The 24,895-nt window shown below is 72.9% G+C and carries 22 protein-coding genes; 12 read left to right on the plus strand and 10 right to left on the minus strand.

The features are described 5' to 3' along the window. Nucleotides 1-1,088, minus strand: a 1,088-nt coding sequence (locus tag ABT129_RS16445) for an ABC transporter permease (protein WP_351901368.1), incomplete at its 3' end; no start/stop codon positions are given. Between the two features lie 12 nt (nucleotides 1,089-1,100). Continuing rightward, complete coding sequence (locus ABT129_RS16450; RefSeq protein ID WP_351901370.1) at nucleotides 1,101-1,730, minus strand: NADPH-dependent FMN reductase; 630 nt, start codon at nucleotides 1,728-1,730, stop codon at nucleotides 1,101-1,103. Nucleotides 1,731-1,822: 92 nt separating this feature from the next. Here ABT129_RS16450 and ABT129_RS16455 point away from each other — a divergent pair, with 92 nt between their 5' ends. The 5 genes from ABT129_RS16455 to ABT129_RS16475 all read left to right on the plus strand — a co-directional run bounded on the left by ABT129_RS16455 (nucleotide 1,823) and on the right by ABT129_RS16475 (nucleotide 6,382). Then, entirely contained in the window at nucleotides 1,823-2,584 is a 762-nt protein-coding gene (locus tag ABT129_RS16455; protein WP_351901372.1) for an aminotransferase class IV, read from the plus strand. Between the two features lie 21 nt (nucleotides 2,585-2,605). Further along, on the plus strand, nucleotides 2,606-4,423 hold the full coding sequence (locus ABT129_RS16460; protein WP_351901374.1) for a right-handed parallel beta-helix repeat-containing protein: 1,818 nt from the start codon (nucleotides 2,606-2,608) through the stop codon (nucleotides 4,421-4,423). Further along, on the plus strand, nucleotides 4,420-4,863 hold the full coding sequence (locus ABT129_RS16465) for a hypothetical protein (RefSeq protein WP_351901376.1): 444 nt from the start codon (nucleotides 4,420-4,422) through the stop codon (nucleotides 4,861-4,863). The genes ABT129_RS16460 and ABT129_RS16465 overlap by 4 nt, the downstream gene beginning before the upstream one ends. 258 nt (nucleotides 4,864-5,121) lie before the next feature. After that, the gene (locus ABT129_RS16470) at nucleotides 5,122-5,628 is read left to right on the plus strand and encodes a GVDTG sorting domain-containing protein (protein ID WP_351901378.1); all 507 of its coding nucleotides are present in this window, start codon (nucleotides 5,122-5,124) and stop codon (nucleotides 5,626-5,628) included. 136 nt (nucleotides 5,629-5,764) lie between these two features. Continuing rightward, nucleotides 5,765-6,382 (plus strand): class F sortase, encoded by a 618-nt coding sequence (locus ABT129_RS16475; RefSeq protein ID WP_351901380.1) that lies wholly within the window; start codon nucleotides 5,765-5,767, stop codon nucleotides 6,380-6,382. Between the two features lie 48 nt (nucleotides 6,383-6,430). On the opposite strand, the gene ABT129_RS16480 is transcribed toward ABT129_RS16475, so the two are convergent. The 3 genes from ABT129_RS16480 to ABT129_RS16490 are packed head-to-tail and all read right to left on the minus strand — an operon-like array spanning nucleotide 6,431 to nucleotide 9,081. After that, nucleotides 6,431-7,216 carry a sulfite exporter TauE/SafE family protein gene (locus ABT129_RS16480; protein WP_351901382.1) on the minus strand — a complete coding sequence of 262 codons (786 nt, stop codon included), beginning with the start codon at nucleotides 7,214-7,216 and terminating at the stop codon, nucleotides 6,431-6,433. Nucleotides 7,217-7,253: 37 nt separating this feature from the next. Then, nucleotides 7,254-7,445 (minus strand): hypothetical protein, encoded by a 192-nt coding sequence (locus ABT129_RS16485; RefSeq protein ID WP_351901384.1) that lies wholly within the window; start codon nucleotides 7,443-7,445, stop codon nucleotides 7,254-7,256. Further along, nucleotides 7,438-9,081: a ferredoxin reductase family protein gene (locus tag ABT129_RS16490; RefSeq protein WP_351901386.1), complete on the minus strand. Its 1,644-nt coding sequence runs from the start codon at nucleotides 9,079-9,081 to the stop codon at nucleotides 7,438-7,440. The genes ABT129_RS16485 and ABT129_RS16490 overlap by 8 nt, the downstream gene beginning before the upstream one ends. A gap of 217 nt (nucleotides 9,082-9,298) precedes the next feature. Here ABT129_RS16490 and ABT129_RS16495 point away from each other — a divergent pair, with 217 nt between their 5' ends. From ABT129_RS16495 to ABT129_RS16520, 6 genes are all read left to right on the plus strand, one after another. Next, the gene (locus ABT129_RS16495) at nucleotides 9,299-10,495 is read left to right on the plus strand and encodes an NAD(P)/FAD-dependent oxidoreductase (protein ID WP_351901388.1); all 1,197 of its coding nucleotides are present in this window, start codon (nucleotides 9,299-9,301) and stop codon (nucleotides 10,493-10,495) included. Between the two features lies 1 nt (nucleotide 10,496). Further along, nucleotides 10,497-13,085 (plus strand): nitrite reductase large subunit NirB, encoded by a 2,589-nt coding sequence (gene nirB, locus ABT129_RS16500; protein WP_351901390.1) that lies wholly within the window; start codon nucleotides 10,497-10,499, stop codon nucleotides 13,083-13,085. Then, nucleotides 13,082-13,411 (plus strand): nitrite reductase small subunit NirD, encoded by a 330-nt coding sequence (gene nirD / locus ABT129_RS16505; RefSeq protein WP_351901392.1) that lies wholly within the window; start codon nucleotides 13,082-13,084, stop codon nucleotides 13,409-13,411. The genes nirB and nirD overlap by 4 nt, the downstream gene beginning before the upstream one ends. Before the next feature lie 103 nt (nucleotides 13,412-13,514). Then, nucleotides 13,515-14,099, plus strand: coding sequence for a TetR/AcrR family transcriptional regulator (locus tag ABT129_RS16510; protein WP_351901394.1), 585 nt, complete (start codon nucleotides 13,515-13,517; stop codon nucleotides 14,097-14,099). An 87-nt stretch (nucleotides 14,100-14,186) separates the two neighbouring features. Next, a complete protein-coding gene (locus ABT129_RS16515; RefSeq protein ID WP_351901396.1) occupies nucleotides 14,187-15,650 on the plus strand; it encodes an MFS transporter in 1,464 nt (487 codons plus the stop codon). Between the two features lie 64 nt (nucleotides 15,651-15,714). Beyond that, on the plus strand, nucleotides 15,715-16,479 hold the full coding sequence (locus ABT129_RS16520; RefSeq protein ID WP_351901398.1) for an SDR family NAD(P)-dependent oxidoreductase: 765 nt from the start codon (nucleotides 15,715-15,717) through the stop codon (nucleotides 16,477-16,479). Nucleotides 16,480-16,522: 43 nt separating this feature from the next. On the opposite strand, the gene ABT129_RS16525 is transcribed toward ABT129_RS16520, so the two are convergent. After that, the gene (locus ABT129_RS16525) at nucleotides 16,523-16,936 is read right to left on the minus strand and encodes a VOC family protein (RefSeq protein ID WP_351901400.1); all 414 of its coding nucleotides are present in this window, start codon (nucleotides 16,934-16,936) and stop codon (nucleotides 16,523-16,525) included. A 114-nt stretch (nucleotides 16,937-17,050) separates the two neighbouring features. Beyond that, a complete protein-coding gene (locus tag ABT129_RS16530) occupies nucleotides 17,051-17,500 on the minus strand; it encodes a group III truncated hemoglobin (RefSeq protein WP_351901402.1) in 450 nt (149 codons plus the stop codon). 229 nt (nucleotides 17,501-17,729) lie between these two features. Between ABT129_RS16530 and ABT129_RS16535 the strand changes: the two genes are divergently transcribed. After that, the gene (locus ABT129_RS16535; RefSeq protein WP_351901404.1) at nucleotides 17,730-18,884 is read left to right on the plus strand and encodes an alkaline phosphatase PhoX; all 1,155 of its coding nucleotides are present in this window, start codon (nucleotides 17,730-17,732) and stop codon (nucleotides 18,882-18,884) included. A 36-nt stretch (nucleotides 18,885-18,920) separates the two neighbouring features. On the opposite strand, the gene ABT129_RS16540 is transcribed toward ABT129_RS16535, so the two are convergent. The 3 genes from ABT129_RS16540 to dusB form a co-directional block, all read right to left on the minus strand. Then, a complete protein-coding gene (locus tag ABT129_RS16540; protein ID WP_351901406.1) occupies nucleotides 18,921-19,973 on the minus strand; it encodes an ArsR/SmtB family transcription factor in 1,053 nt (350 codons plus the stop codon). A 707-nt stretch (nucleotides 19,974-20,680) separates the two neighbouring features. Further along, nucleotides 20,681-23,392: a pyruvate, phosphate dikinase gene (ppdK, locus tag ABT129_RS16545; protein WP_351901408.1), complete on the minus strand. Its 2,712-nt coding sequence runs from the start codon at nucleotides 23,390-23,392 to the stop codon at nucleotides 20,681-20,683. A 355-nt stretch (nucleotides 23,393-23,747) separates the two neighbouring features. Then, the gene (dusB, locus tag ABT129_RS16550; protein ID WP_351901410.1) at nucleotides 23,748-24,884 is read right to left on the minus strand and encodes a tRNA dihydrouridine synthase DusB; all 1,137 of its coding nucleotides are present in this window, start codon (nucleotides 24,882-24,884) and stop codon (nucleotides 23,748-23,750) included. Between the last annotated feature and the right edge of the window lie 11 nt (nucleotides 24,885-24,895).

Here is a 24,895-nt window from a genome sequence, read left to right on the forward strand (position 1 = left end):
GTCTCACCGGGCCGGGCGACGAGCCCGACCTCCTTGAGGACCGACTCCTCCGCGCCCGGGTACCGGAAGTCCGCGCCCCGGACCTCCAGATGCCCCCGGCCGTCCAGGGTCCGCACCGGATCGGCCGGCGGGACGACGGAGGAGCGGGTGTCGAGCACCTCGCGGACCCGCTCGGCGCCCACCTCGGCCCGGGGCATGTTCATGAGGAGGAAGAGGACCATCATCACGGACATCGCGGTCTGGAGCAGATAGCCGAGGAAGGCGACGAGCCCGCCCGGCTGGAGGGCGCCGGACTCGATCCGGTGGGCGCCGACGTACACCAGGGCGACGGTCGTGAGCTCCCAGACGATGAGCACCGTCGGGTACATCAGGGCCTGGAGCCGGCCGGCCCGGAGGCCGACGGAGAGCAGCTCGTCGTTGGCGGCGCCGAACCGTTCCCGCTCGTGCCGGTCGCGGACGAAGGCACGGACCACCCGGACGCCGGTGATCTGCTCGCGCAGCACCCGGTTGGCGCCGTCGACGCGCTCCTGCATGCCCCGGAACAGCGGCCGCATCCGCAGCACGATCGCGCCGACGGCCCCGGCCATCACCGGCACGAAGAGGAGCAGGACCAGGGCGAGCGGCACGTCCTGGCGCAGGGCCATCGCGATCCCGCCGACGCAGAGGAGCGGCGCGGCGACCAGCATGGTCAGGACGAGGACGGTGAAGGTCTGGATCTGCTGGATGTCGTTGGTCGCCCGGGTGATGAGGGAGGCGGCGCCGAACCGGCCCCGCTCCCGGGCGGAGAAGTCCTGGATGTGCCGGAAGACCTCGGAGCGCAGGTCGCGGGCGACGCCCATGGCGATCCTGGCACCGACGTACGTGGCGGCGGCCGCGACCACGGCCTGGACGAGGGTGACGGCGATCATCACGGCGCCGCCGCTGAGGACGCGGCCGGTGTCGCCGCGCAGGACGCCCTCGTCGATGACACCGGCGTTGAGGGTGGGGAGGGCGAGGGAGGCCAGGGACTGGACGAGCTGGAGGGCGACCAGGAGCACGAGGAGGGGGCGGTACGGCCCCAGGCGGGGGACGAGGAGTCGCAGCAGCACGGTGACGTCTCCTCACGCGCCGTAGGGGCGGACGGTCTTGGCGTCCCTGAGGGCGTTTCCCCACCAGACGAGCTGGTCGAGGAGGGCCTTGGCCGCGATCTCGGCTCCGGCGGGGTCCTTGTGGCGCCCGGTCTCGTCGAACAGACCGTGGGCGTTGTGGAAGGAGACGGTGTCGCGGAGGGTGACGGCGTGCATCTCGGCGTAGACCTGGCGGAGCTGTTCGACGGCGCGCAGGCCGCCGGAGATGCCGCCGTAGGAGACGAAGCCGACGGGCTTGGCCTGCCATTCGGTGTAGTGCCGGTCGATCAGGTTCTTGAGGGAGGCGGGGAAGGAGTGGTTGTACTCGGGGGTGATGACGACGAAGGCGTCGGCGGCCTCCAACACCGGTGTCACCTTGGCGAGTTCGGCGGTGACGGCCGGGTTCGGGCTGTACGAGAGGGAGGTGGGGAGGTCGACCTCGGCGAGGTCGACGACGGTGACGGTGAAGTCCTCGCGACCGGCGAGGCGGGAGCGGAACCAGTCGGCGATGACGGGGGCGAAGCGGCCGTCGCGGTCGCTGGCGACGACGAGGGCGAGGGCGAGGGGCGCGGGGGCGGCGGCGACGGGGGAGACGGTGGTCGTTGCGGGCTTCGTGATGTCCATGTCGTTGATCGTGGTACCTCAAGTTTAGTTGAGGTCAAGCGCCGTTCCGGGGAGCTTCCTCAAGGCCCATTCCCCCGCCGTACGGTGACCCCATGACGACTCCGCCCCCGCACATCGAGATCGACGGCGCCCCGGTGGCCGACCCGGCGCTGCTCGCCGCCCTGATGAGCGGCTTCGGTCACTTCACGGCGACGCAGGTGCGGGACGGGCGCGTGAAGGGCCTCGACCTGCACCTCGCCCGGCTCGACCGCTCCACCCGCGAGCTCTTCGGCCAGGGGCTGGAGGGCGAGCGGGTGCGCGCCCTGATCCTCGGCGCCCTGGAGGCCGCCGGACGGCGGGACGCCTCGGTGCGGGTGTACGTGTACCCGGGAATCCGTATCGCGGTGACGGTCGGCGCCCCGGCTCCGGACGGCCCCGGCGCCCCGCAGCGGCTGACGACGGTCGAGTACTGGCGCCCCGCGCCGCACATCAAGCACCTGGGCGGATTCGGCCAGAGCTACCACCGCGAGGCGGCCCTGCGCGCCGGATACGACGAGGCCGTGCTGACCTCCCCCTACGGCGAGATCGCCGAGGGATCCATCACCAACATCGCCTTCTGGGACGGGACTTCCCTGGTCTGGCCGTCGGCGCCCTGCCTCCGGGGGATCACCATGGCCCTCCTGGAGCCCCGGTTGGGGTCGGTCCGGCGCCCGGTCACCCTGGCCGACCTGTCGGGCTACCGGGCCGCCCTGGTGACCAACTCCCTCTCCGTCGCGCCCGTGACGGCGATCGACGAGGTCGCGTTCGCGGTGGACGAGGAGCTGATGGAGCGGGTGTACTCGGCGTACGACGCGGTGGAGTGGGACGAGCTGTAGAGCGGAGCGGGGGACATCGGCATGGTCGCGAGGTACCTCGTCTCCCCGCACGGCGGCCGCCGCGCCCACCCGGACATCTCCTCGGCGCTCCGGGCGGCGGCCGCACGCCGCCGGCCCGCGCGGATCGAGATCGCGCCCGGACGGTACGAGGAGACGCTCACCGTCCGGGGCGAGGTGGAGCTGACCGCCGCCGAGGGCCCCGGCTCCGTCGTGGTCGGCCGGACCCGGGGCAGCGCCCTGGACTCCTTCGGATCGGTCCGCGTCCACGGCCTCACGCTGGTCGGCCGCGAGGCGGACGCCGTCGGCTGCCACACGGGAACGCTCACCCTCGACCACTCCGAGATCCGGGCGCACGGCGGCGTCGCCCTGCACGCCCGGCCGCACACCTCCGTCACGCTGCGGGACAGCGTGCTCGCGCACGGCCGGGCGCTGTTCACCGGCGGCACGGGGCTCGTGGAGCGGTGCCGGTTCACCGACGCCGCCGACAACGCCGTCGCCGTGCTCGAAGGAGCCCGCGTCTCGGTCCGGAACAGCCGGATCGAGGACAGCCGCATCCACGGGCTGCGCGTCAGCGACGCGCACGCCGAGGTGATCGGCTGCGAGCTGACCGGCACCGGGAAGGCGGCCCTCATGGCGGACGCCCGGGCGCGGCTCACCGTGGCGGACTGCGTGATCACCGCCGTCCACGCGGAGGGGATCATGTTCATCGAGCAGTCCCGGGGCACCGTCGACCACACCCGCGTCACGGGGGCGCGGCACGGGATCGGCGCGGCGAGCGGCGCGGACCCGGTGGTGCGCGGCTGCGTCCTCACCGACTGCCGGGACACCGGGATCAACGTCCAGACCGAGGCCCGGGGCCGGTTCGAGGACTGCCAGGTCCTGAACTCGGGGAACATCGCGGTGTTCTCGACCGACGGCGGCGCGCCCGAGGTGCACGGCTGCCGTGTCGTGGGCGGGAACGTCGGCGTCGCCGTCATCGGCGGCGCCCGGGGCCGCTTCACCCACCTCGTGGTCGAGGACCTGACCAACACCGCGCTCCGGGTCTTCGACGAGGCAGGGGCCGCCTTCGCGCACGTCCGGGTGGAGCGCTGCTCGTCCGGCCTGGAGGTACGGGGCAACGGAGGCACCACCGCCGAGGTCTCCGACGCGGTGTTCCGCGACGTCGAGATGGCCGCCGTGGCGATCGGCGGCCAGTCCCGCGTCACGCTCAAGGACGTCACGGCGGACGGCGGCGTCCTCGGATTCGGCGTCGCCGACGAGGCCCAGCTGCGGGTGACCGACAGCACCGTCACGGCGGTGAGCGGCGCCGGGGCCGGCGCGCTGGGCAGCGGACGGCTCATCGCCCGGAACCTCACCGTGACCGGCTCGGGGTCGCTCGGCGTCTACGGGACGGGATCGGCCTACGTGGACCTCGCGCGGAGCGAGTTCACCGACTGCGCGACCGCCGGGGCGAGCTTCGACGAGGAGGCCGGCGGGCAGGTGGTGGACTGTGCGGTGAACGGCACCCGTGGGGTGGCCGTCGCCGGCAACGGCCGGGTCGACACGGTCCGGCTGCGGACCTCGCTGAAGGTCGTCCGGCACGCGGAGAAGCCGGCCGGGCCGCCGCCGCAGATCATCAACATCTTCAACGGACCGGTCTTCAACGGGCCGGTCCGGGACATCCAGGTGGCCTGGGGCAACGAGAACGTCGTCCAGAACCGGGGCGAGAACGTCCGGAACGAGAACGAGAACGAGGCCGACGCCGAGGCTGACACCGGGGCCGACGCCGAGACCGGGACCGACGCCGAGACCGACACCGACACCGACACCGACACCGAAGGGAACGGTTCCCGCTCATGAACGACCCGCGGAACGCCGACCGCTCGCAGGACGCCGACTCCGCTCCGGAGGTGCGCCGTCACGACGGGCCGGTCTTCAACCACTCCGTCTCGCACGCCCAGTTCGCCTGGAACAACGAGACCGTCACCCAGAACCAGCGGAGCGACACCACCGTCGCGCCGGGGTACGAGGAACTCGCCGCGCGGGTGAACGAGCTCCTCCGCCGGCTCCCCGGCTCCGGCCTCGCCGAGCAGGACCGGCAGGACACCCGGGACGCGGCCGAGGAGGTCCTGGCGGAGATCACCCGGCCGGAGCCCGTCGAGGAGGGCAGGGTGCGCCGTGCGCTCACCACCCTCCGGGGCGCCCTCGCCCCCGTCGCCACGGGCGTCGCGGCGGGGACGACCGTGGGGGCCCAGGAGTGGGCCCTGGCGGCGATCGGGAGCCTGACCGGGGTGGTGTGAGCGGAGTGGAGCGCGCCGAGCGGGCGGCGGTGTCACCCGTTCGGCGCGGAACATCCACTGACACGAAGAAACCCGCTCTGACCTGCGTACATGCGGGAAATCCAGGCGACACACCGTATCGGACGGCCCAATCCTGATGCCTCATCAGCAGGCGCGGGGCGCGCGGCGGCTCTTATCTCGGTCACAGAAGGCCGTTCCGGGAAGTCCCTCCCGGGAGGACCGCCCCGCTCGACCGCAAGCGCGCCCCGGAGGCCCCCCATGCGCACCACTGTCCGCCTGTTCACCGGTACCGCGCTGACGGTCGCCGCGCTCGGAGCCCTGGCCGCCCCCGTGGCGTTCGCCGGGAACTACGAGTCGCTCGAGGTCTACCCCTCCGATGCCTCACCCGGCACCACCGTCACCGTCAACACGCTCGCCTGCGGCAAGCACGGTCACGGCGTCGGGGACGCGAACTCGCTCGGCGCGGGCGAGTTCCAGCTGAGTCCGAGCACGCACAAGGAGGTCGTGGTCGGCCAGTTCCGCGTACCGGAGCACGCCAAGGCCGGTACGTACGGCATCAGCGTGGCCTGCGACAACGGCAAGACGGCCCGGGGCGACCTGACCGTCACGCACCGGCGTCCCAGCGGCCACGTCCACACCGGTGTCGGGGGCAGCGTCGGCCCCGACACCGCCCAGGTCACGGCAGGTGCGGCGGTGCTGGCCGCGGCTGCCGTGGGCGGGGTCCTGCTCCTGCGCCGCCGGGCGAGCGGCGCGCGGGGGCACTGAGGCCACCGCCTGTCCTGCCCCCGCCGCGAGCCCGTACACGGCCCGGCGGGGGCAGGGCCACATCCACGGCCCGCCCGTGGGCCGGTACGGCGGCCCGCCTCGTGGGCCGGTCCACGAACCGACCGAGGGAACCCAGGTGAGCAACAGGACCAAGGGCTGGGGCATAGCCGTGGCCGCCTGCGTCGGGCTCTGGCTCGTCCAGAACGGATCGGAGCAGGTCACCCCGCCCGTGCCGTCGGCCGCGCAGGCCTTCGCCGCCGGGCCCAGCGTGCACACCGACGCCGCGGCCGACCCGCTGCCGCCCTCGGCGCCGGTCCGGCTGCGGATCCCCGAGACCGATGTGGACACCCCGATGATGCGGCTCGGGCTCGCCCCGAACGGTTCGCTCGACGTACCGCCGGCCGGGAACCGGAACATGGCCGGCTGGTACGAGAACGGCACCCCGCCCGGTGCCAAGGGCACGGCGATCGTCGCGGGCCACGTCGACAACGCCGAGGGGCCCGCCGTCTTCTACACGCTCGGCGCCCTCAAGAAGGGCCACCGGATCGAGGTGGACCGGCAGGACGGGCGGACGGCCGTCTTCACGGTCGACGCGGTCGAGGTGTACGAGAACGAGGACTTCCCGGACCGGAAGGTGTACGACGAGGCCGGCCGGGCCGAGATCCGGGTGATCACCTGCGGCGGCGGCTTCTCGAAGAAGAACGGCTACCAGGGCAACGTGGTCGCCTACGGCCACCTCATCGGGGTCAGATAGACGACAGGGGTCACGCCACCGGCCGACGGCGGACTGCGGACTGCGGGGTCACGCCCACTGGTCGAAGGCCAGCTTCGCGACCAGCGAGAGCACCACGACGAGCAGCACCCCCCGCACGAACTCGGCGCCCCTGCTCAGCGCCATCCGCGCCCCGACCATGCCGCCGACCAGGTTGAAGACCGCCATGACGGCCGCCAGCTGCCAGTACACGCTGCCCTGGTGGGCGAACATCGCGAGCGCGCCCGCGTTGGTGCAGACGTTGACGATCTTGGCGGTGGCGGAGGCCGTCACCAGGTCGAGGTGGAGCACGGCGGTCAGCGCGAGGACCAGGAAGGTGCCGGTGCCCGGCCCGAACAGGCCGTCGTAGAAGCCGATCCCGCCGCCGACCACCACGATCGCGGTCACGATCCGGGCCCGGGTCAGCGGGGCCCGGTCCTCCCCCTCGGCCTTCGCGCCGAACGAGGGCCGCAGCATCACGAAGGCCGCGACGGCGAGCAGCACCACCATGATGACCGGGCGCAGGACGTCGCTGCTGATCCCCGCCGCGAAGAAGGCGCCGCCCATGGAGCCCGCGAGGGCGGCGAGCCCGACGCGCACCGCCGTCCAGACCTGGACGGGTGCCTTGCGGACGTAGGTGACGGCGGCGCCCGTGGTGCCCACGATCGCGACGGCCTTGTTGGTGCCGAGGACGTGCGCGGCCTGGACGTGGGGCAGGCCGAGCAGCAGGGCGGGCAGCAGGAGCAGCCCGCCCCCGCCGACCACGGCGTCGATCCAGCCCGCCACGAGCGCGGCGAGACAGAGCAGGACGAGGGTGGTCAGCGATATCTCGGGCATGCCCGAGAGCCTAGGGAGACGATCGTTGCCCCGTCCATCAATCGATGGAGAGTTGAGCTACGTCTGAGCTTGCGGCGCCCGGCTCCCGGTCGGGGGCGGGCGGTGCGGCCGGGGTGACCGAGACCGTGAGGAGGGTCGCGGCGAGCGCCCCGGTGCCGAGGAGCGCGGCGGCGAGCCGCCGTCTGGCCCGCTCGACGACCGGGACGCGCGGGGCACCGTGTCTAGGCATGGTCGAAGTCCTCGCTGTGGATGCGGGAGGCCGGCACTCCGGCCCGGATCAGGTTGGCGGTGGCGGCCTTCGCCATCGCGGGCGGGCCGCACAGGTACACGTCGTGGGCGGCGAGGTCCGGCACCAGGTGGCGCAGGGCGCGCGGGGCGAGCGGGTCGAAGGAGTCGTCCGAGCGGCCGAGGAGGAAGTGGAGGGCGGCCCGGCGTTCGCGGGCGATGGACTCCAGCTCCTCCCGCAGGACGAGGGAGGCCGTGTCGGAGGCCCGGTAGAGGAGGGTCACGTCGCCGGGGCCGCCGGGCAGCGTCTCGAAGAGGGCGCGCAGCGGGGTGATGCCGACGCCTCCGGCGAGCAGCAGGACCTTGCGGCGGGTGCGGCGGTGGGCGGTGAGCGCGCCGAACGGGCCCGAGGCCAGGACGCGGGTGCCGGGGCGGAGCCGCCGGATGCGGCGGGTGTGGTCGCCGAGCGCCTTGACGGTGATCCGCAGGGTGTCGTCGCGGACGGGCGCGGAGAGCGAGAAGGGCAGGGCGGTCGCCCACAGTCCGCGCCGCAGGAAGCGCCAGCGGAAGAACTGGCCGGGTTCGGCGCACAGCCGGGCCACTCCCCTGCCCCGGACGAGGACGGAGACGACGCCGGGGCCCTCGTCGCGGACCTCGACGACCCGCAGCTCGTGGCGGAGGGCGGCGCGGACGGGGACGACGAGCCGGTACCAGAGGAGCAGGACGGCGACGGTGCCGTGTGCCATCGACCAGAGCCAGCGGGTGAGGAGGCTGCCGGCGATGTCGGGTCCGGCGAGCTGGTGGACGAAGCCGAGGGCGGCGGCGAGGAGTCCGCCGAGGTGGATCGCGCGCCAGGTCTCGTGCCGGACCCGGCGGCGTACGGCCCGGGCGGAGGTGACGCCGACGGCGACGAACAGGGCGGTGCCGGCGGTGGCGGCGGCGATCGCCCCGTACGCGAGGAGGTCGCCGGTGGCGGTGACGAGGTCGGTACGGGTGTGCACGGCGTAGCCGCAGAGCGCGAGGACCGCGTGGGCGACGATCAGGCCGAGGACGTACCGGCCGCCGAGGGCGTGCGCGCGGGCGAGGCGGTCGGCGCCGACGCCGTGCTCGACGGCCGGGACGCGGGCCATGAGCAGCAGCAGGACGAGGACGCCGTACCCGGCGAGGAGTCCGGTGAGGTGGGCGCCGGTCGCGAAGAGGACGTCGAGCCGGGCGGACGGCCGGGCCTGGACGCCCCAGAGGAGGGTGACGGCCCCGGCACCGGCGAGGATCGCGCTCCGCAGCCGCTCGGGGGCGAGCCGCAGGGCGGGGACGGGCCTCGGGCCGGCCGGAGCGGACCGGGCGGGCATCGCCGGAGCCGGAGCGGGCCGGGCGGGCATCGCCGGAGCCGGAGCGGGCCGGGCGGGCATCGCCGGAGCCGGAGCGGGCCGGGCGGGCGTCGCCGGAGCCGGAGCGGGCCGGGCGGGCATCGCCGGAGCCGGAGCGGGCCGGGGGGCCGTGCCCGGCCGGGGCGGTGTCGTTGGCGCCGTGCCCGGCCGGGGCGGTATCGGCGGGGCGGGCGCGGGCGCGGGAACCGGGGCGGCGGACCGCTCGGTGTCGAGGGGTACGTAGAGAGGGTGGTGGCGGGCCTCGGTGGTCACATCCGGCACCCTAGGTGCGCCCGTATACGGGAATCCGCAGCTCAGCTCCGTCCCCCCGATCCTTAAGCCTGGCTTGAGCCGAGCCTGACCACGGGTTAACCCTGACGGCCGCACCGCCCGGCCTCACAGCGGGCGCGGCCGGGGGCGGAGATCAGCGTTCCGTACGGGAAACAGTCGGGATGCCGTCGGGTAACACCCGCCGCGCACGCTTCCCGGTATGAGTACACGGATCGTGGTGGTCGGGGGCGGAACGGCGGGCGCCCGGCTCGCCCAGCGCCTGCCCGTCACCCTCCTCGGCGAGGAGCCGCACGCCCCGTACAACAGGGTGCTGCTCGCCGACGTCCTCGCCGGACGGTACGCCCCGGAGGTGATCGCCCTGCCCGGGACCCGGGAGCCGGTACGGCTCGGGGTGCGGGCGGTGCGGATCGACCGGGCGGCGCGGACGGTGGAGTGCGCGGACGGTTCGCTCGTCGGGTACGACCGGCTGGTCCTCGCCACCGGCTCCAACCCGGTGCTGCCGCCGCTGCGCGGCCTGCGCGGGCCGGAACTCCCCGAAGGGGTCCACGCCTTCCGCACGCTCGACGACTGCCTGGAGCTGCGCGACCGGGTACGGCCCGGGACGCGGGCGGTGGTCATCGGCGGCGGGCTCCTCGGGGTCTCGGCGGCGCGGGCCCTGGCGGCACGCGGCGCGGAGGTGGTGCTCACCCAGCAGGGCGAGCGCCTCATGGAGCGCCAACTCGACGACCGGGCTTCGGCCCTGCTGCGCGAGCACGTCGAGTCCCTCGGCGTCGAGGTGCACACCGAGTGCCGGGTGAGCGGGCTGCGGCAGCAGGACGGGGCGGTCACGGCGGTCGAACTGGCCGACGGCTTCGTGCTCGACGCCCAGGTCGTGGTCCTGGCCTGCGGGGTCCGCCCCAGGGTGGCCCTGGCCCGGGAGGCGGGGCTCGACGTGGCCCGGGGGATCGTGGTCGACGACGAACTGCGCACCTCGGACCCGTACATCCACGCGGTCGGCGACTGCGCGGAGCACGCGGGCCGCGTCTACGGACTGGCGGGCCCGGCCCTGGAACAGGCGGACGCGCTGGCGGAGATCCTGGCTCCCGTGGTGGGCACGGACCTCGCCCCCTACACCGGCACCCGCGCCCTCACCCGCCTCACCCTCACCGGCGCCCACCCCCTCGACCTCGCCGCCTTCGGCGAGGTCACCCCGCGGCCCGGAGACGACATCGTCCAGCTCACCGACGCCACCCGCAGCGCCTACCGCAAGGTCGTCGTCCGCGGGGACCGGCTCGTCGGGGGCGTCCTCCTCGGCGACCTGGCCGCGGTCGGCGCGCTCGCCCGGGCCTGGGAGGGCGACGAGGCCCTCCCGCAGGCCCCCTTGCTCCACCTGCTCACCGACGACGGAGGCTCCTGACATGAGCGCTGACACGACCGCCGACGCGGCCGCCGGCACGACCACCGACCCGACCGCGCCCACCCCGACGATCGTCCTGGTCGGCCACGGAATGGTCGGCCAGCGGTTCCTGGAGTCGCTCGCCGAGCGCGGGGTCACCGAGCGGGCGAGGGTCGTGGTCCTCTGTGAGGAGCCGCGCCCCGCCTACGACCGGGTGCAGCTGACCTCGTACTTCTCCGGCAGGACGCCCGAGGACCTGTCGATGGTCGAGGCGGGCTTCATGGAGAAGTACGGCATCGAGCTGTACGTCGGCGATCCTGCGGAGTCGGTGGACCGGGAGGCCCGTACGGTCACGGCCCGATCCGGCCGGGTCTTCGCGTACGACTCGCTCGTCCTCGCCACCGGCTCGTACCCCTTCGTCCCGCCGGTGCCCGGCAAGGACGCCCGGGGCTGTTTCGTGTACCGCACGATCGAGGACCTGCTCGCGATCGAGGAGTACGCGAGGACGGCGACGAGCGGCGCGGTCGTCGGCGGCGGGCTGCTCGGTCTGGAGGCGGCGGGCGCGCTCAAGGGCCTCGGGCTCGACACCCACGTCGTGGAGTTCGCGCCGCGTCTGATGCCGGTGCAGGTCGACGAGGGCGGCGGCGCCGCGCTGCTCCGCACGATCGAGCGGATGGGCCTGACCGTCCACACGGGGACGGGCACGCAGGAGGTCGTGACGGCGGACGGCGCCGTGACGGGCATGCGGCTGTCGGACGGTTCCGAACTGGCCACGGACATGGTCGTGTTCTCGGCGGGTGTACGGCCCCGGGACCAGCTGGCCCGCGACTGCGGTCTCGCCGTCGGGGAGCGCGGCGGCATCGCGGTCGACGAGCGGTGCCGTACCTCCGACCCGGCGGTCTTCGCGATCGGCGAGTGCGCGCTCGCCGCCGACGGGCGGGTGTACGGCCTGGTGGCGCCGGGCTACGAGATGGCCCTGACGGTGGCCGCGACCCTGGCGGACGAGACCGGCGCGGACGAGGGCGAGGGGTTCACCGGCGCCGACCTGTCGACGAAGCTGAAGCTGCTCGGCGTGGACGTGGCCTCCTTCGGCGACGCGCACGGCACGGCCGAGGGCTGTCTCGACGTCGTGTACTCCGACTCCCGCTCGGGTGTCTACAAGAAGCTGGTCGTGAGCGGCGACGGCGTCCTCCTCGGCGGTGTCCTGGTGGGCGACGCCGAGCAGTACGGACTGCTCCGCCCGCTCACCGGCACCGTGCCGCCGGTCTCCCCCGAGCAGCTGGTGCTTCCGGCGGGCGCGGGCGCCCCGGTGGCGCTCGGCCCTTCGGCGCTGCCGGACGACGCGGTGATCTGCTCCTGCCACAACGTCACGAAGCACGCCATCGGCGCGTGCTCCACGCTCGCCGAGGTGAACAAGTGCACCAAGGCCGGTACGGGCTGCGGCAGTTGCGTGAAGACCATCGAGAAGCTGCTGCCGGCCGCCACCGACAAGGGACTCTGCCGCTGCTTCCCGTACGGCAGGAGCGAGCTGTACGAGATCGCCCGCACCCTGCGGGTGGCCTCCTTCGCCGCGCTCCTCGACTCGCACGGGCGGCCGGAGGCGCGGGGCGGCGAGGGCTGTGAGGTCTGCAAGCCGACCGTGGGGTCGATCCTGGCCAGCCTCGCCCCGACGCTCGGCATCGGCGGCTACATCCTGGACGGCGAGCAGGCCTCCCTCCAGGACACCAACGACCACTTCCTCGCCAACATGCAGCGCAACGGCTCGTACTCGGTCGTGCCGCGCATCCCCGGCGGCGAGATCACCCCGGACAAGCTGATCGTGATCGGCGAGGTGGCCCGCGACTTCGGCCTCTACACGAAGATCACGGGCGGTCAGCGGATCGACCTCTTCGGCGCCCGGGTGGACCAGCTCCCGGCGATCTGGACGCGCCTCGTCGACGCGGGCTTCGAGTCGGGGCACGCGTACGGCAAGTCGTTGCGCACGGTGAAGTCCTGCGTCGGGCAGACCTGGTGCCGGTACGGCGTCCAGGACTCGGTGAGGATGGCGATCCAGCTGGAGCTGCGCTACCGGGGCCTGCGCGCCCCGCACAAGCTCAAGTCGGCTGTCTCGGGGTGCGCCCGCGAGTGCGCGGAGGCGCAGTCGAAGGACTTCGGGATCATCGCGACGGCCAACGGCTGGAACCTGTACGTCGGCGGGAACGGCGGCGCGACCCCGCGCCACGCGGATCTGCTCGCCCAGGACCTGTCGGACGCCGAACTGGTGCGGCTGATCGACCGGTTCCTGATGTTCTACATCCGGACGGCGGACCGCCTGGAGCGGACGTCGACCTGGCTGGAGCGCCTGGAGGGCGGGCTCGACCACCTCAAGGACGTGGTGGTGCACGACTCGCTGGGGCTGTGCGACGAGCTGGAGGCGCTGATGGCGGCGCACGTCGCCGGCTACCAGGACGAGTGGGCGCAGACCCTGGACGACCCGGAACGGCTGCGGCGCTTCGTCTCCTTCGTGAACGCGCCGGAGGCGCCGGACCCCTCGGTCCGCTTCGTGCCGGAGCGCGACCAGATCAAGCCGGATCTCACGTTCCTCACCCTGGAAGGGGTCACCTCCCGATGACGACGCTCGAACTGTCCCCGTCTCCCGATTCCTGGATGGCGGTCTGCGAGGTGGCCCGGCTGACCCCGGGCCGGGGGGTGGCGGCGCTGCTGCCGGACGGCCGGCAGGCGGCGGTCTTCCGGGACCGGTCGGGGCGCACGTACGCGATCGACAACCGCGACCCGTTCACGGGGGCCCAGGTGCTCTCCCGGGGGCTCCTCGGTTCGGCGGACGGACGTCCGTTCGTGGCCTCGCCGCTCCTGAAGCAGCGCTTCGACCTGGAGACGGGCCGGTGCCTGGACGACGAGGAGGTCGTGGTGGCGGTGTATCCGGTGCGCTCCCTCTAGGCCGACCGGGCACCGGGGAAGCGCACCTCGACGGTTCGCCCCGCGAGGCCGTCCCCACCGATCGACCTTGACCGATCGTTCCAGAAAGACATACGGTCACTCCGTGGCCAGGACCAAGGAATTCGACCCCGACGCCGCGCTCCAGGCCGCCCTCGAACTGTTCTGGGCGCGCGGCTACGAGGCGACGACGATGTCGGACCTCGTGGAGCGGCTCGGCGTCGGCCGGGCCAGCATCTACGCGACCTTCGGCAACAAGCACGACCTGTACCTGAAGGCGATGGACCGCTACCTGGAGACCCGCGACCCGCGGACCGTCGAGGAGCTGTCCTCGGCGGGCCCTGCACTGCCGGCCGTCCGCGCGCTCGTCCGCCGCTTCGCCGCCGAGGCGTCGACGGACGGGGAGCGCCTGAACGGCTGTTTCGTCACCAACTCGGCGGCGGAGCTGGGGCCGCACGACACGGCGGTCGCCCGCCGGGTGGAGCTCAGCTGGGAGCTGATCGAGACGCTCCTGTACGGGGCGCTCACCCGGGCCCGCGCCGGGGGCGAACTCCCGGCCGACCGGGACCCGCGGGCGCTCGCCCGGATGCTGCTCGTCCTGCTCCAGGGCATCCGCGTGGTCGGCAAGGCGTCGAGCGACCCGGCCAGGGTCCGGGACGCGGCGGAGCAGGCCCTGAGCCTGCTGGACTGAGGGACACGGGTCGAAAGGGCGCCCACGGGGGGCGCCCTTTCTTCGGCCCTCATTATGGAACGTACGGTCAAATATGGGGGGCGGGTCATGCACACACAGGACACGGCGGAGGCGACCGGCGGGCGAGCGGCGGGGGCGAGCGGCGGGCCATCGGCGGAGGCGACCGCCGGGCGAGCGGCGGGGGCGACCGGCGGGCGAGCGGCGGGGGCCGGCCGGGAGCGACCGGCCCGGCACGGCTTCCTCCTGCTCGGCGCCGTGCAGATGACGCTCATCTTCACGCTCGCCTCCCTCGCCGTGCCCCTCCCCCGCATCGGCGCCGAGTTCCGGCTCGACCGCGCCCAGTTGATCCTGCTGAGCGCCGCCTACGGGCTGACCTTCGCCGGGCTGCTCCTGCTCGGCGGGCGGCTCGCCGACCGCTTCGGCGGGCGCCGGACCCTCACCGCGGGCCTGCTCGTCTTCGGCGCCGCCTCGGCCCTCGCCCCGCTCACCCCCGGGTACGAGACGCTGCTCGCCGCCCGGTTCGGGCAGGGGGTGGGCGCGGCGCTCGTCGCCCCGGCGGCGATGGCCGTACTGCGGTCCCTCTTCCCCGAACCGGCCGCGTACGGCAGGGCGATGGCCACCTGGGGCGGCCTCTCCGTGCTCGGCGCGACGGCCGGGAACCTGCTCTCCGGAGTGATCGCGGCCGCCACCTCCTGGCGCGGCACCTTCGCGGTCCCGGTGGCGGTCACCCTCGCCGCCCTGGCCCTCGCGCCCCGGCTGCTGCCCGCGACACCACCGGGGCGGGGCCGCGCCCTGGACCTCCCCGGCGCCCTGCTCGCCACCGCGGGCATCACGCTCGCCAGCTACGGGCTCGTCCTCACCGACGCCCACCCGTGGGGCTCCGCCCCGGTCCTCGTCCCCCTGGTCGCCGGGCTCGTCCTGCTCGCCGCCTTCGGGGCCGTGGAGCGCCGCACCGCCGACCCGCTCCTGCCCCCGGACTTCCTGCGCGACGGCCGCCGCGTCCTCGGCCTGGCGGCGATCGGGCTCACGGCGGCCGGCACGGCCACGGTCTTCGTGCTGCTCTCCCTCGCGTTCCAGCAGGAGCGCGGCTGGAACGAACTGCTCACCTCCGCCGCCTTCGTGCCCTTCGCGGCCGCCCTGCTCGGCGCGGGACGGCTCGCGGGTCCGCTGATCGGGCGGTACGGCCCCGGGCGCGTCACCGCGACCGGGCTCGGGACGGCGGCGGTGGGGCTCGGGCTGCTCGCCGCGACCGGCTCCGACGCCTCCGTGCCGTACGCGTACGGACTGCTCCCCGGCCTGATCCTGCTGCCGGCCGGCGGCGCGCTGTCCTTCGCGGCCGCCGCCGTCCTGGCCACCGAGGGCGTCCCGGCGCACCGGGCGGGGCTCGCGGGCGGTGTCCTGAACACGGCGATGGAACTCGGGCCGACCGTGGTCTTCGCCGCGCTGCTCACGCTCGGCGGCGACGCCGTGTCGCTCGCGGCGGCGGCCGTCCTCTTCGCCGCCCTCGCGGTGGCCGCCGCCCTCGCCGCCACCACGACCCGCACCGGGTGACGCGCTCCGCGTCACCTCTCGCACGTACCTCGTTCACCTTCATCCACCAGGGAGTTGACCCACCATGTCCGCACGCTTCACCGACCGCGTCGTCCTCGTCACCGGTGCCGGTTCCGGGCTCGGCCGGGCCGTCGCGCTCGCCTTCGCCGCCGAGGGCGCGAAGGTCGTCGTCGCCGGCCGTACCGCCGAGCCCCTCGCGGGCACGGTCGGCCTGATCGAGGCCGCCGGGGGCACCGCGGCGGCCGTCACCGCCGACGTGGCCGACGCCGGGTCCACCCGGGAACTGGTCCGGCGGACGGTCGAGGTCTTCGGCGGTCTCGACGTGGCCGTCAACAACGCCGGGGTCTTCCGGGGCGGCGGCCACAGCGCCGCCGACTTCCCCCTGGACGACTGGCGGACGCTGCTCGACATCAACGTGACGGGGGTGCTGCACGCCCTTCAGGCCGAGGTGGCGCACATGCGGGCGCACGGGGGCGGGGCGATCGTGAACATCTCGTCGAACCTGGGCCCGCACGTCCGGATCCCCGGGGTCTTCGGCTACCAGGTCTCGAAGGCGGCGGTCTCGGCGCTGACCAGGGCCGCGGCCCTGGACCACATCGCCGACGGGGTCCGCATCAACGCCGTCAGCCCCGGCGCCGCGGAGTCCACGATGTCGCTGCGGCCCGGCGAGACGGAGGCCGAGCGGGAGGTCCGGATGAAGGCGGAGTCCCCGCTGGGCCGGATCTCCTCCGCCGCCGAGGTGGCGGCGGCCGTGCTGTACCTCGCGTCGGACGCGGCGGGCTCCGCCGTCGGCACGGACCTGGTGATCGACGGCGGCGTCTCCGCCTGACGCGTACGGCCGGCGCGTGCGGCCCCGCACGCGCCCGCCGGGCTCAGCCCTGGGCGGCCGCCGGGTCCATCCAGAACAGCTCCCAGTGGTGGCCGTCCAGGTCCGTGAAGGAGCGGCCGTACATGAAGCCCAGGTCCATCGGCTCCTTCGCGGGGGTGCCGCCGGCGGCGAGGGCGGCGTCCGCCAGCTCGTCGCACTTCTCGCGGCTCTCCGTGCTCAGGGTGACCAGGACCTCGGTGGCCTTGGTGGCGTCGGAGAGCTCCTTGCCGGGGGCCATGAAGGACCGGAACTTGGGCTCTTCGAGGAGCATCGCGAAGATCGTGTCGCTGAAGACCACACAGGCGGTGGTCTCGTCGCTGAACTGCGGGTTGGAGGAGAAACCGAGCTTCTCGAAGAAGGCCTTGCTGGCGTCGACGTTCTTGACGGGCAGGTTCACGAAGATCATCTGCGGGGCCATGGCGGGCTCTCTCTTCCTTCGGTCGGCCGGGCCGCTCGGTGCGTTCCGGCGCTTTCAAGAGGTAGGACGGACGGCTCGCCCGTAACTCATCGCTCTCCCGAGGATTTTTTTCGCTCAGGCCACGGTGCGCAGCTCCAGCGCCGCCAACGGTACGAATCCACCGCCGGTGCCCCCGGTGTCCGCGCCGGGCCCGGCGAGCCGCCGCAGCAGGGCGAGGGCGATCCGCTCGCCCTGCGCCTTGGCCCGCTCGGCCCGGGGCCCGGCGTGCAGGCCGTCGACCGTGGCGTGCCAGAGCTGCGTCCAGCGGCCGAAGTGGGCGGCGGTGAGGGGCCGCGCGGAGTGGAGGGCGGCGTGCGGGGCGAAGGCGTCGCGCCCGTAGTCGGCGGTACGGAAGAGGGCCCGCTCCCAGAAGTCGGCGATGCGCGGCAGGTGGACCTCCAGGTCGGTCCCGGCGATCTCGGTGAAGAACGGCCCGATGAGCGGGTCGTCGAAGGCCGCGCCGTAGAACCGGCGCAGCAGGACGTCGAGGTCGCCGCGATCGCTGATGTCCCGGGTGGCACGCATGCCCCCAGCCTCCCGCCCCGTCACCCGCTCCCCAAGTGCCGAAGGTCCTCCGGAGCCCGAGGGTGCGCGACGGAACGCACCCGCCCCCGCGCCCGCCCCTCGCCCGCCGCTTCCCCTTCACCGCTTGTTGATGCACAGTCAATTCCGTACTCCTAGGTTCCGGAAGCGCGCGACCCCGTCGCCCGACCGGCGTGACGGGGCGGTTCACCACCCTTCTCAGGAGTGAGACGTGGAGCGACGCAGTTTCCTGCGTGGAGCGGTCATCGGCACGTCGGCCGCCGCCTTCGGCGGCAGTCTCTGGCACGGCGCGGCCTTCGCCGCCCCCGCCCAGCCGGGCACGGGCCCCTACGGGCCCCTCGGCTCGGCGGACGCGAACGGCATCCTGCTGCCCGCCGGGTTCACCAGCCGGGTGATCGCCCGGTCCGGCCAGTCGGTCCCCGGCACCTCGTACACCTGGCACAGCGCGCCCGACGGCGGCGCCTGCTTCGTCGACGGCACGGGCTGGATCTACGTCTCGAACTCGGAGATCAACCCGAGCGGCGGCGCGAGCGCGGTGAAGTTCAACTCCGCGGGCACGATCACCGGCGCGTACCGCATCCTCTCCGGCACCCGGCAGAACTGCGCGGGCGGCGCGACCCCGTGGAACACCTGGCTCTCCTGCGAGGAGGTGTCCCTCGGCTACGTCTACGAGTCCAACCCGTGGGGCGGCACCAGCTACCGCCGCGACGCGATGGGCCGGTTCAAGCACGAGGCCGCCGCCGCCGACCCGGTCCGCAAGGTCATCTACCTGACCGAGGACGAGACCGACGGCTGCTTCTACCGGTTCATCCCGACCACCTGGGGCAACCTCACCTCCGGCACCCTCCAGGTGTTCAAGGCCTCGACCGCCACCTCCGGCTCCTTCACCTGGCAGAACGTGCCGGACCCGGACGGCTCCCCCACCGTGACCCGCAGCCAGGTCTCCGGGGCGAAGAAGTTCAGCGGCGGCGAGGGCTGCTACTACGCGAACGACACCGTCTGGTTCACCACCAAGGGCGACAACCGGGTCTGGCAGGTCAACCTCGCCTCCGGCACGTACGAGCTGGCCTACGACGACTCGCTCGTCTCCGGCGGCGCGCCGCTCACCGGCGTCGACAACGTCACCGGCACCTCCTCCGGCGACCTGTTCGTCGCCGAGGACGGCGGCACCATGGAGATCTGCGTCATCACCCCGGACGACGTCGTCGCCCCGTTCCTGCGGATCAGCGGCCAGTCCTCCTCGGAGATCACCGGGCCCGCCTTCTCCCCCGACGGCAAGCGCCTGTACTTCTCCAGCCAGCGGGGCACCAGCGGCAGCTCCTCCGGCGGCATCACCTACGAGGTGACGGGCCCGTTCCGCGCGTAGCGCCCACGGGGCGAGCCGGCCGGTCCCCGCGTACGCCTACGAGGTGACCGGCCCGTTCCGCGCGTAGCACCGCAGGTCACCCGTCCGCTGACCGGCGGACGACAGTTCCACCGGCCGTTGGGCGCCGCCGAGCAGGGCGGCGCCCAACGGCGTCAGTGTGTGCAGGACCGCGTTGCCGTGGCGCAGGGTCGCGATGAGCCCGGCCTCGCGCAGGACGCCCGCGTGCTGGCTCGCCGAGGCGAGCGACACCCCGGCCCGGCGGGCGAGTTCGCTCGTCGTGCCCCCGTCGCCGATGGCGTGCAGGACGGTCGAGCGGGTCTGGCCGACCAGTTTGGCGAGCGAGGAGCCGCCCGGCGCCCGGACGGTCGGCGCCTCGCCGTGGGTCACGGGGTAGACGAGGACCGGCGGCAGCTCGGGATCGCGCAGCACGACGGGGGTCCCCCGGCAGAAGTACGAGGGCTGGAGCAGCAGCCCCCGCCCGTCGAGGTGGACCTCCCGCTCGACCGGGTAGTCGGCCTCCAGGACGGGCGCGCGCCAGCGCAGCATCGGCGGCAGCGAGGCGAGGAGCTCGTCGGCGCCGCCGTCCAGGAGCGCGCGGCCCCGGCGGGCGCGGTCGGCCTCGACACGGGCCCGGATGTGCGGCCAGTACGGCTCGACGGCCGCCCGGTGGTAGCTCCGCAGGGCCCCCACGAGCCGGTCGAAGGGCTCCGCGCCGCCGTCGGCGAGGGCGCGCAGCGAATGGGGCACGGTCCGCCCGCCGGAACGGTCCGCGGCGAGCAGGGAGAGTTCGCCGCGCAGCCGGCCGGAGTCGGTCGCACGGATCGCCTGGAGGCCTTCGTCGAGCCCGTGGACGCCCTCCGCGGGCGTCAGGAAGTCGGGGAAATAGCCGCGGCTGGGAACGAGCGCGGCGAGGAGCCGGGTCTCACCGCCGAGCCGCATCCGGGTTTCGGAGCGCCATTCTCCGTAGACGACGGGGCCACGCCGGTCCCTTAACCGGTGAAAGCTCAGAATCGTTTCCCACAGAACATCGGGCCGGGCGGCCGTCCGCACCCCCGCCAAGTCGTTTCCGGTGAAATGAATCCGCAGCATGACGTCCCCACCTGTGCACTCGCAACCACCCCCGACGACGAGTATGCACACCATCACTGCACGTTACCAGGGTGTTTCAGCCACAGTTGAAAAGCATCGCGGCAATCGGGCCGGAACCGAAAAGCTGTACGGGTCGGGCAGGAAACCTTCAGGACCGAGGTGACGTGGTGAAGACCGTGGGGGGCTTTGCCCGTCCGGCGGCGGTCGGCGAGGGTTGCGGCTCACCTGCCCGGCATCGGTAAAGGGCGCGACCTCCGGGTGGGGATCCGGGGGTCGCGCCCGCTCCGTTCTCGGGCCGAGGACTTTGCGGCACGGACTTTGCGGCGAGGAAACAGGAAAGTTCAATGGCCAATATTTGAATCGGCCGTAATTGAACACGAACTCACATCCGGTCGACGATCACGCGAAATGAGCGCGTCGAAAGGCCCGGCGGGGCACGGGACGAAAACGACGGGGCGGACACCTCCGCACAAAGGTGTCCGCCCCGTCTCTCTTTGGTGCCCGGAGCCGCCGCCCGTCGGTGAGGGTGAAAGTGACCGACGGCAGCCCCGGTGGTACCGGGGTGGTTCCGTGTTTTCGCTGCTGAACCGGGGTTCAGGAGGGCCCGACCGCCGCTCCTGAACCCCGGTTCAGCAGGACCGGGGGCCGCTCCCGAAGCCGGGCCCAGGAGGACCCGCGGCCGCTCCCGAACCGGCGTCCGGCACGGTTCAGCGGCTGTCGCTGCCCTTCGACTCGGCCGCCGCGCGGCCGGCCTCCAGACGCGCCACCGGAATCCGGAAGGGCGAGCAGGAGACGTAGTCGAGGCCGACCTCGTGGAAGAAGTGCACCGACTCCGGGTCGCCGCCGTGCTCGCCGCAGACACCGAGCTTGATGTCGGGGCGGGTGGCCCGGCCGGCCTCCACGGCGCTGCGCACGAGCGCGCCCACGCCGTCCTTGTCGATGGTCTCGAAGGGGCTGACGCCGAAGATGCCCTTCTCCAGGTACGCGGTGAAGAACGAGGCCTCCACGTCGTCGCGGGAGAAGCCCCAGACCGTCTGCGTCAGGTCGTTGGTGCCGAAGGAGAAGAACTCCGCGGCCTCGGCGATCTGACCGGCGGTCACGGCGGCGCGCGGCAGCTCGATCATGGTGCCGAGGGCCAGCTTCAGCTCCACGCCGGTGCGGGCCTGGACCTCGGCGATGACCTGCTCGGCCTCCTCGCGGACGATCTCCAGCTCCTGGACGGTGCCGACGAGCGGGATCATGATCTCGACGCGCGGGTCGCCCTTGGCGTCGACGCGCTGGGCCGCGGCCTCGGCGATCGCCCGGACCTGCATGGTGAACAGACCGGGGATGACCAGGCCGAGGCGGACACCGCGCAGACCCAGCATCGGGTTCTGCTCGTGCAGCCGGTGCACGGCCTGGAGGAGGCGCAGGTCGTTCTCGTGCGGCTCCTTGCGGGACTCGGCGAGGGCGACGCGGACCGACAGCTCGGTGATGTCGGGCAGGAACTCGTGCAGCGGCGGGTCGAGCAGCCGGACCGTGACGGGCAGGCCGTCCATGGCCTCGAAGAGCTCGACGAAGTCCGTCTTCTGCAGCGGCAGGAGCGCTTCGAGGGCCTGGTCGCGCTCGGCGTCCGTGTCGGCGAGGATCAGCCGCTCGACGTACTGGCGGCGCTCGCCGAGGAACATGTGCTCGGTGCGGCAGAGGCCGATGCCCTGGGCGCCGAAGCGGCGGGCGCGGTTGGCGTCCTCGGCGTTGTCGGCGTTGGCGCGGACGCGCAGCCGGCGGACGCGGTCGGCGTAGGCCATGATCCGGTGGACGGCCTGGACCAGCTCGTCGGCGTCGTCGGCGCCGGCGTGCATGCGGCCCTCGAAGTACTCGACGACCGGGGACGGTACGACGGGCACCTCACCGAGGTAGACCTTGCCGGTGGAGCCGTCGATGGAGACGACGTCGCCCTCCTCGACGACCTGGCCGTCGGCGGTGGTCATGCGGCGGCGCTTGGTGTCGACCTCCAGCTCCTCGGCGCCGCAGACACAGGTCTTGCCCATGCCGCGGGCGACGACGGCCGCGTGCGAGGTCTTGCCGCCGCGGGAGGTGAGGATGCCCTCGGCGGCGATCATGCCGTCCAGGTCGTCCGGGTTGGTCTCGCGGCGGATCAGGATGACCTTCTCGCCGGAGCGGGACCACTTGACCGCGGTGTACGAGTCGAAGACGGCCTTGCCGACCGCGGCGCCCGGGGAGGCGGCGATGCCGCGCCCGATCTGGTCGACCTTCGCGTCCTCGTCGAACTTGGGGAACATCAGCTGGGCGAGCTGCGCGCCGGTGACGCGCTGGAGCGCCTCGGCCTCGTCGATCAGGCCCTGGTCCACGAGCTGCGTGGCGATACGGAAGGCGGCACCGGCGGTGCGCTTGCCGACGCGGGTCTGGAGCATCCAGAGCTGGCCGCGCTCGATGGTGAACTCGATGTCGCAGAGATCCTTGTAGTGGGTCTCCAGCGTGTTCATGATGTGCATGAGCTGGTCGTACGACGTCTTGTCGATCGACTCGAGGTCGGCCAGCGGCACGGTGTTGCGGATACCGGCGACGACGTCCTCGCCCTGCGCGTTCTGCAGGTAGTCGCCGTAGACGCCGGCGTGGCCGGAGGCGGGGTCGCGGGTGAAGGCGACGCCGGTGCCGGAGTCCGGGCCGAGGTTGCCGAAGACCATCGAGCAGACGTTGACGGCGGTGCCGAGGTCGCCCGGGATGCGCTCCTGGCGGCGGTACAGCTTCGCGCGGTCGGTGTTCCAGGAGTTGAAGACGGCCTCGATGGCGAGGTCCATCTGCTCACGCGGGTCCTGGGGGAAGTCGCGGCCGGTCTCGGCCTTCACGATCGCCTTGAAGTGCTCGACGACCCGCTTCAGGTCGGCGGCGTCGAGGTCGGTGTCGCTGGCGACCTTCTTCGCGGCCTTCGCCTCGTCCAGCGCGTCCTCGAAGAGCTCGCCCTCGACGCCGAGGACGGTCTTGCCGAACATCTGGATGAGGCGGCGGTACGAGTCCCAGGCGAAGCGCTCGTTGTCGGCCTGGCGGGCGAGGCCGGCGACGGACTCGTCGGAGAGGCCGATGTTGAGGACGGTGTCCATCATGCCCGGCATGGAGAACTTGGCCCCGGAGCGGACGGAGACGAGCAGCGGGTCGTCCGCCTGCCCGAGCTTCTTGCCCATCCACTGCTCGAGGGCGTCGAGGTGCGCGCTGACCTCGTCGCGGAGCTCGACCGGCTCCGAGCCGCTCTCGAGGTAGACCTTGCACGCCTCGGTGGTGATCGTGAAGCCCGGAGGGACCGGCAGACCGAGGTTGGTCATCTCGGCCAGGTTCGCGCCCTTGCCACCGAGCAGGTCCTTCAGGTCCCTGTTGCCCTCGGTGAAGTCGTACACGAACTTCTGATCATTGTTTTCCGACACGGGTCCCGACTCCTCGATGACTCGGTTGGCTGCCCTGACGGCGAGGAACATACCCAGATCGAAGGCTTCTGGGGAGGTACGCCTAGCGGTCACGTGGCCTTAACCACCCGTCCGCCAGCACTTCGAAAGTAACCGACAGGTAGCTTCCGCTTTCAGGCCCCGAAGTCGTCATGACCGAAAGAAGACCGAAGACGCTCACATGAGCGCGCATCCGAGCACTTGCGTTCAACTCTTGAACGCAAAAAGGGTGGCACCCCGTGCCACCCTTCAGGCGGTGCAGCCGTTCGTAACCTGCTCATCTGAGCACCACACCCCTCAAGGGTGGCGAGGATCACTCCTCCGGAAAGGCCGGATCTCAGCCGCCGGACGTGTCCAGCTCGGCTTCCTCGCTCACTCCGGAGCAGTCGTAGGGGTCCTTCAACCAGCCGTCCGGCAGGACGACTCGGTTGTTTCCGGACGTACGGCCCCGAGGGCCGTCCGCACCCACCGGCCACGGCTGGTCCAGGTCCAGCTCGCTCAACTGAGCGCTCAGTTCGTCCAGGGAGGAGGTGATCGCCAGCTTCTTGCGCATCTCGGAGCCCACCGAGAAGCCCTTCAGGTACCAGGCCACGTGCTTGCGGAAGTCGATGACACCGCGTGCCTCGTCGCCGAGCCACTCGCCGAGCAGCCGCGCGTGCCGCACCATCGCGTCCGCGACCTCCTTCAGACCGGGCTGCGCGTACGCCTCCGTGCCCTCGAAGCCCGCCACCAGGTCCGCGAAGAGCCAGGGCCGCCCGAGGCAGCCGCGCCCGACGACCACGCCGTCGCAGCCCGTCTCGCGCATCATCCGCAGGGCGTCGTCGGCCGACCAGATGTCGCCGTTGCCGAGGACCGGGATCTCGGGCACGTGCTCCTTGAGGCGCGCGATCGCGTCCCAGTCCGCCGTGCCGCCGTAGTGCTGGGCCGCCGTCCGCCCGTGCAGGGCGATCGCCGTGACGCCCTCCTCCACCGCGATCCGGCCCGCGTCCAGGAAGGTGATGTGGTCGTCGTCGATGCCCTTGCGCATCTTCATGGTGACCGGCAGGTCGCCGGCGTTGGTCACGGCCTCGTGCAGGATCGCGCGCAGCAGCGGCCGCTTGTAGGGCAGGGCCGAGCCGCCGCCCTTCCGCGTGACCTTGGGGACGGGGCAGCCGAAGTTCAGGTCGATGTGGTCGGCGAGGTCCTCGTCGACGATCATCCGTACGGCCTTGCCGACCGTCACCGGATCCACCCCGTACAGCTGGATCGAGCGCGGCCGCTCGGTCGCGTCGAAGCGGATGAGCTGCATCGTCTTCTCGTTGCGCTCGACCAGGGCGCGCGTCGTGATCATCTCGCTCACGAACAGCCCCTTGCCGCCGCTGTACTCGCGGCAGAGGGTACGGAAAGGGGCGTTGGTGATGCCGGCCATCGGGGCGAGCACCACCGGCGGCTGCACGATGTGCGGCCCGATGGCGAGGGGGGAGAACGCGGTCATGGGGCCATTGT

It is taken from the genome of Streptomyces sp. NPDC002057 (genome assembly GCF_040296665.1).
GTDB lineage: Bacteria > Actinomycetota > Actinomycetes > Streptomycetales > Streptomycetaceae > Streptomyces.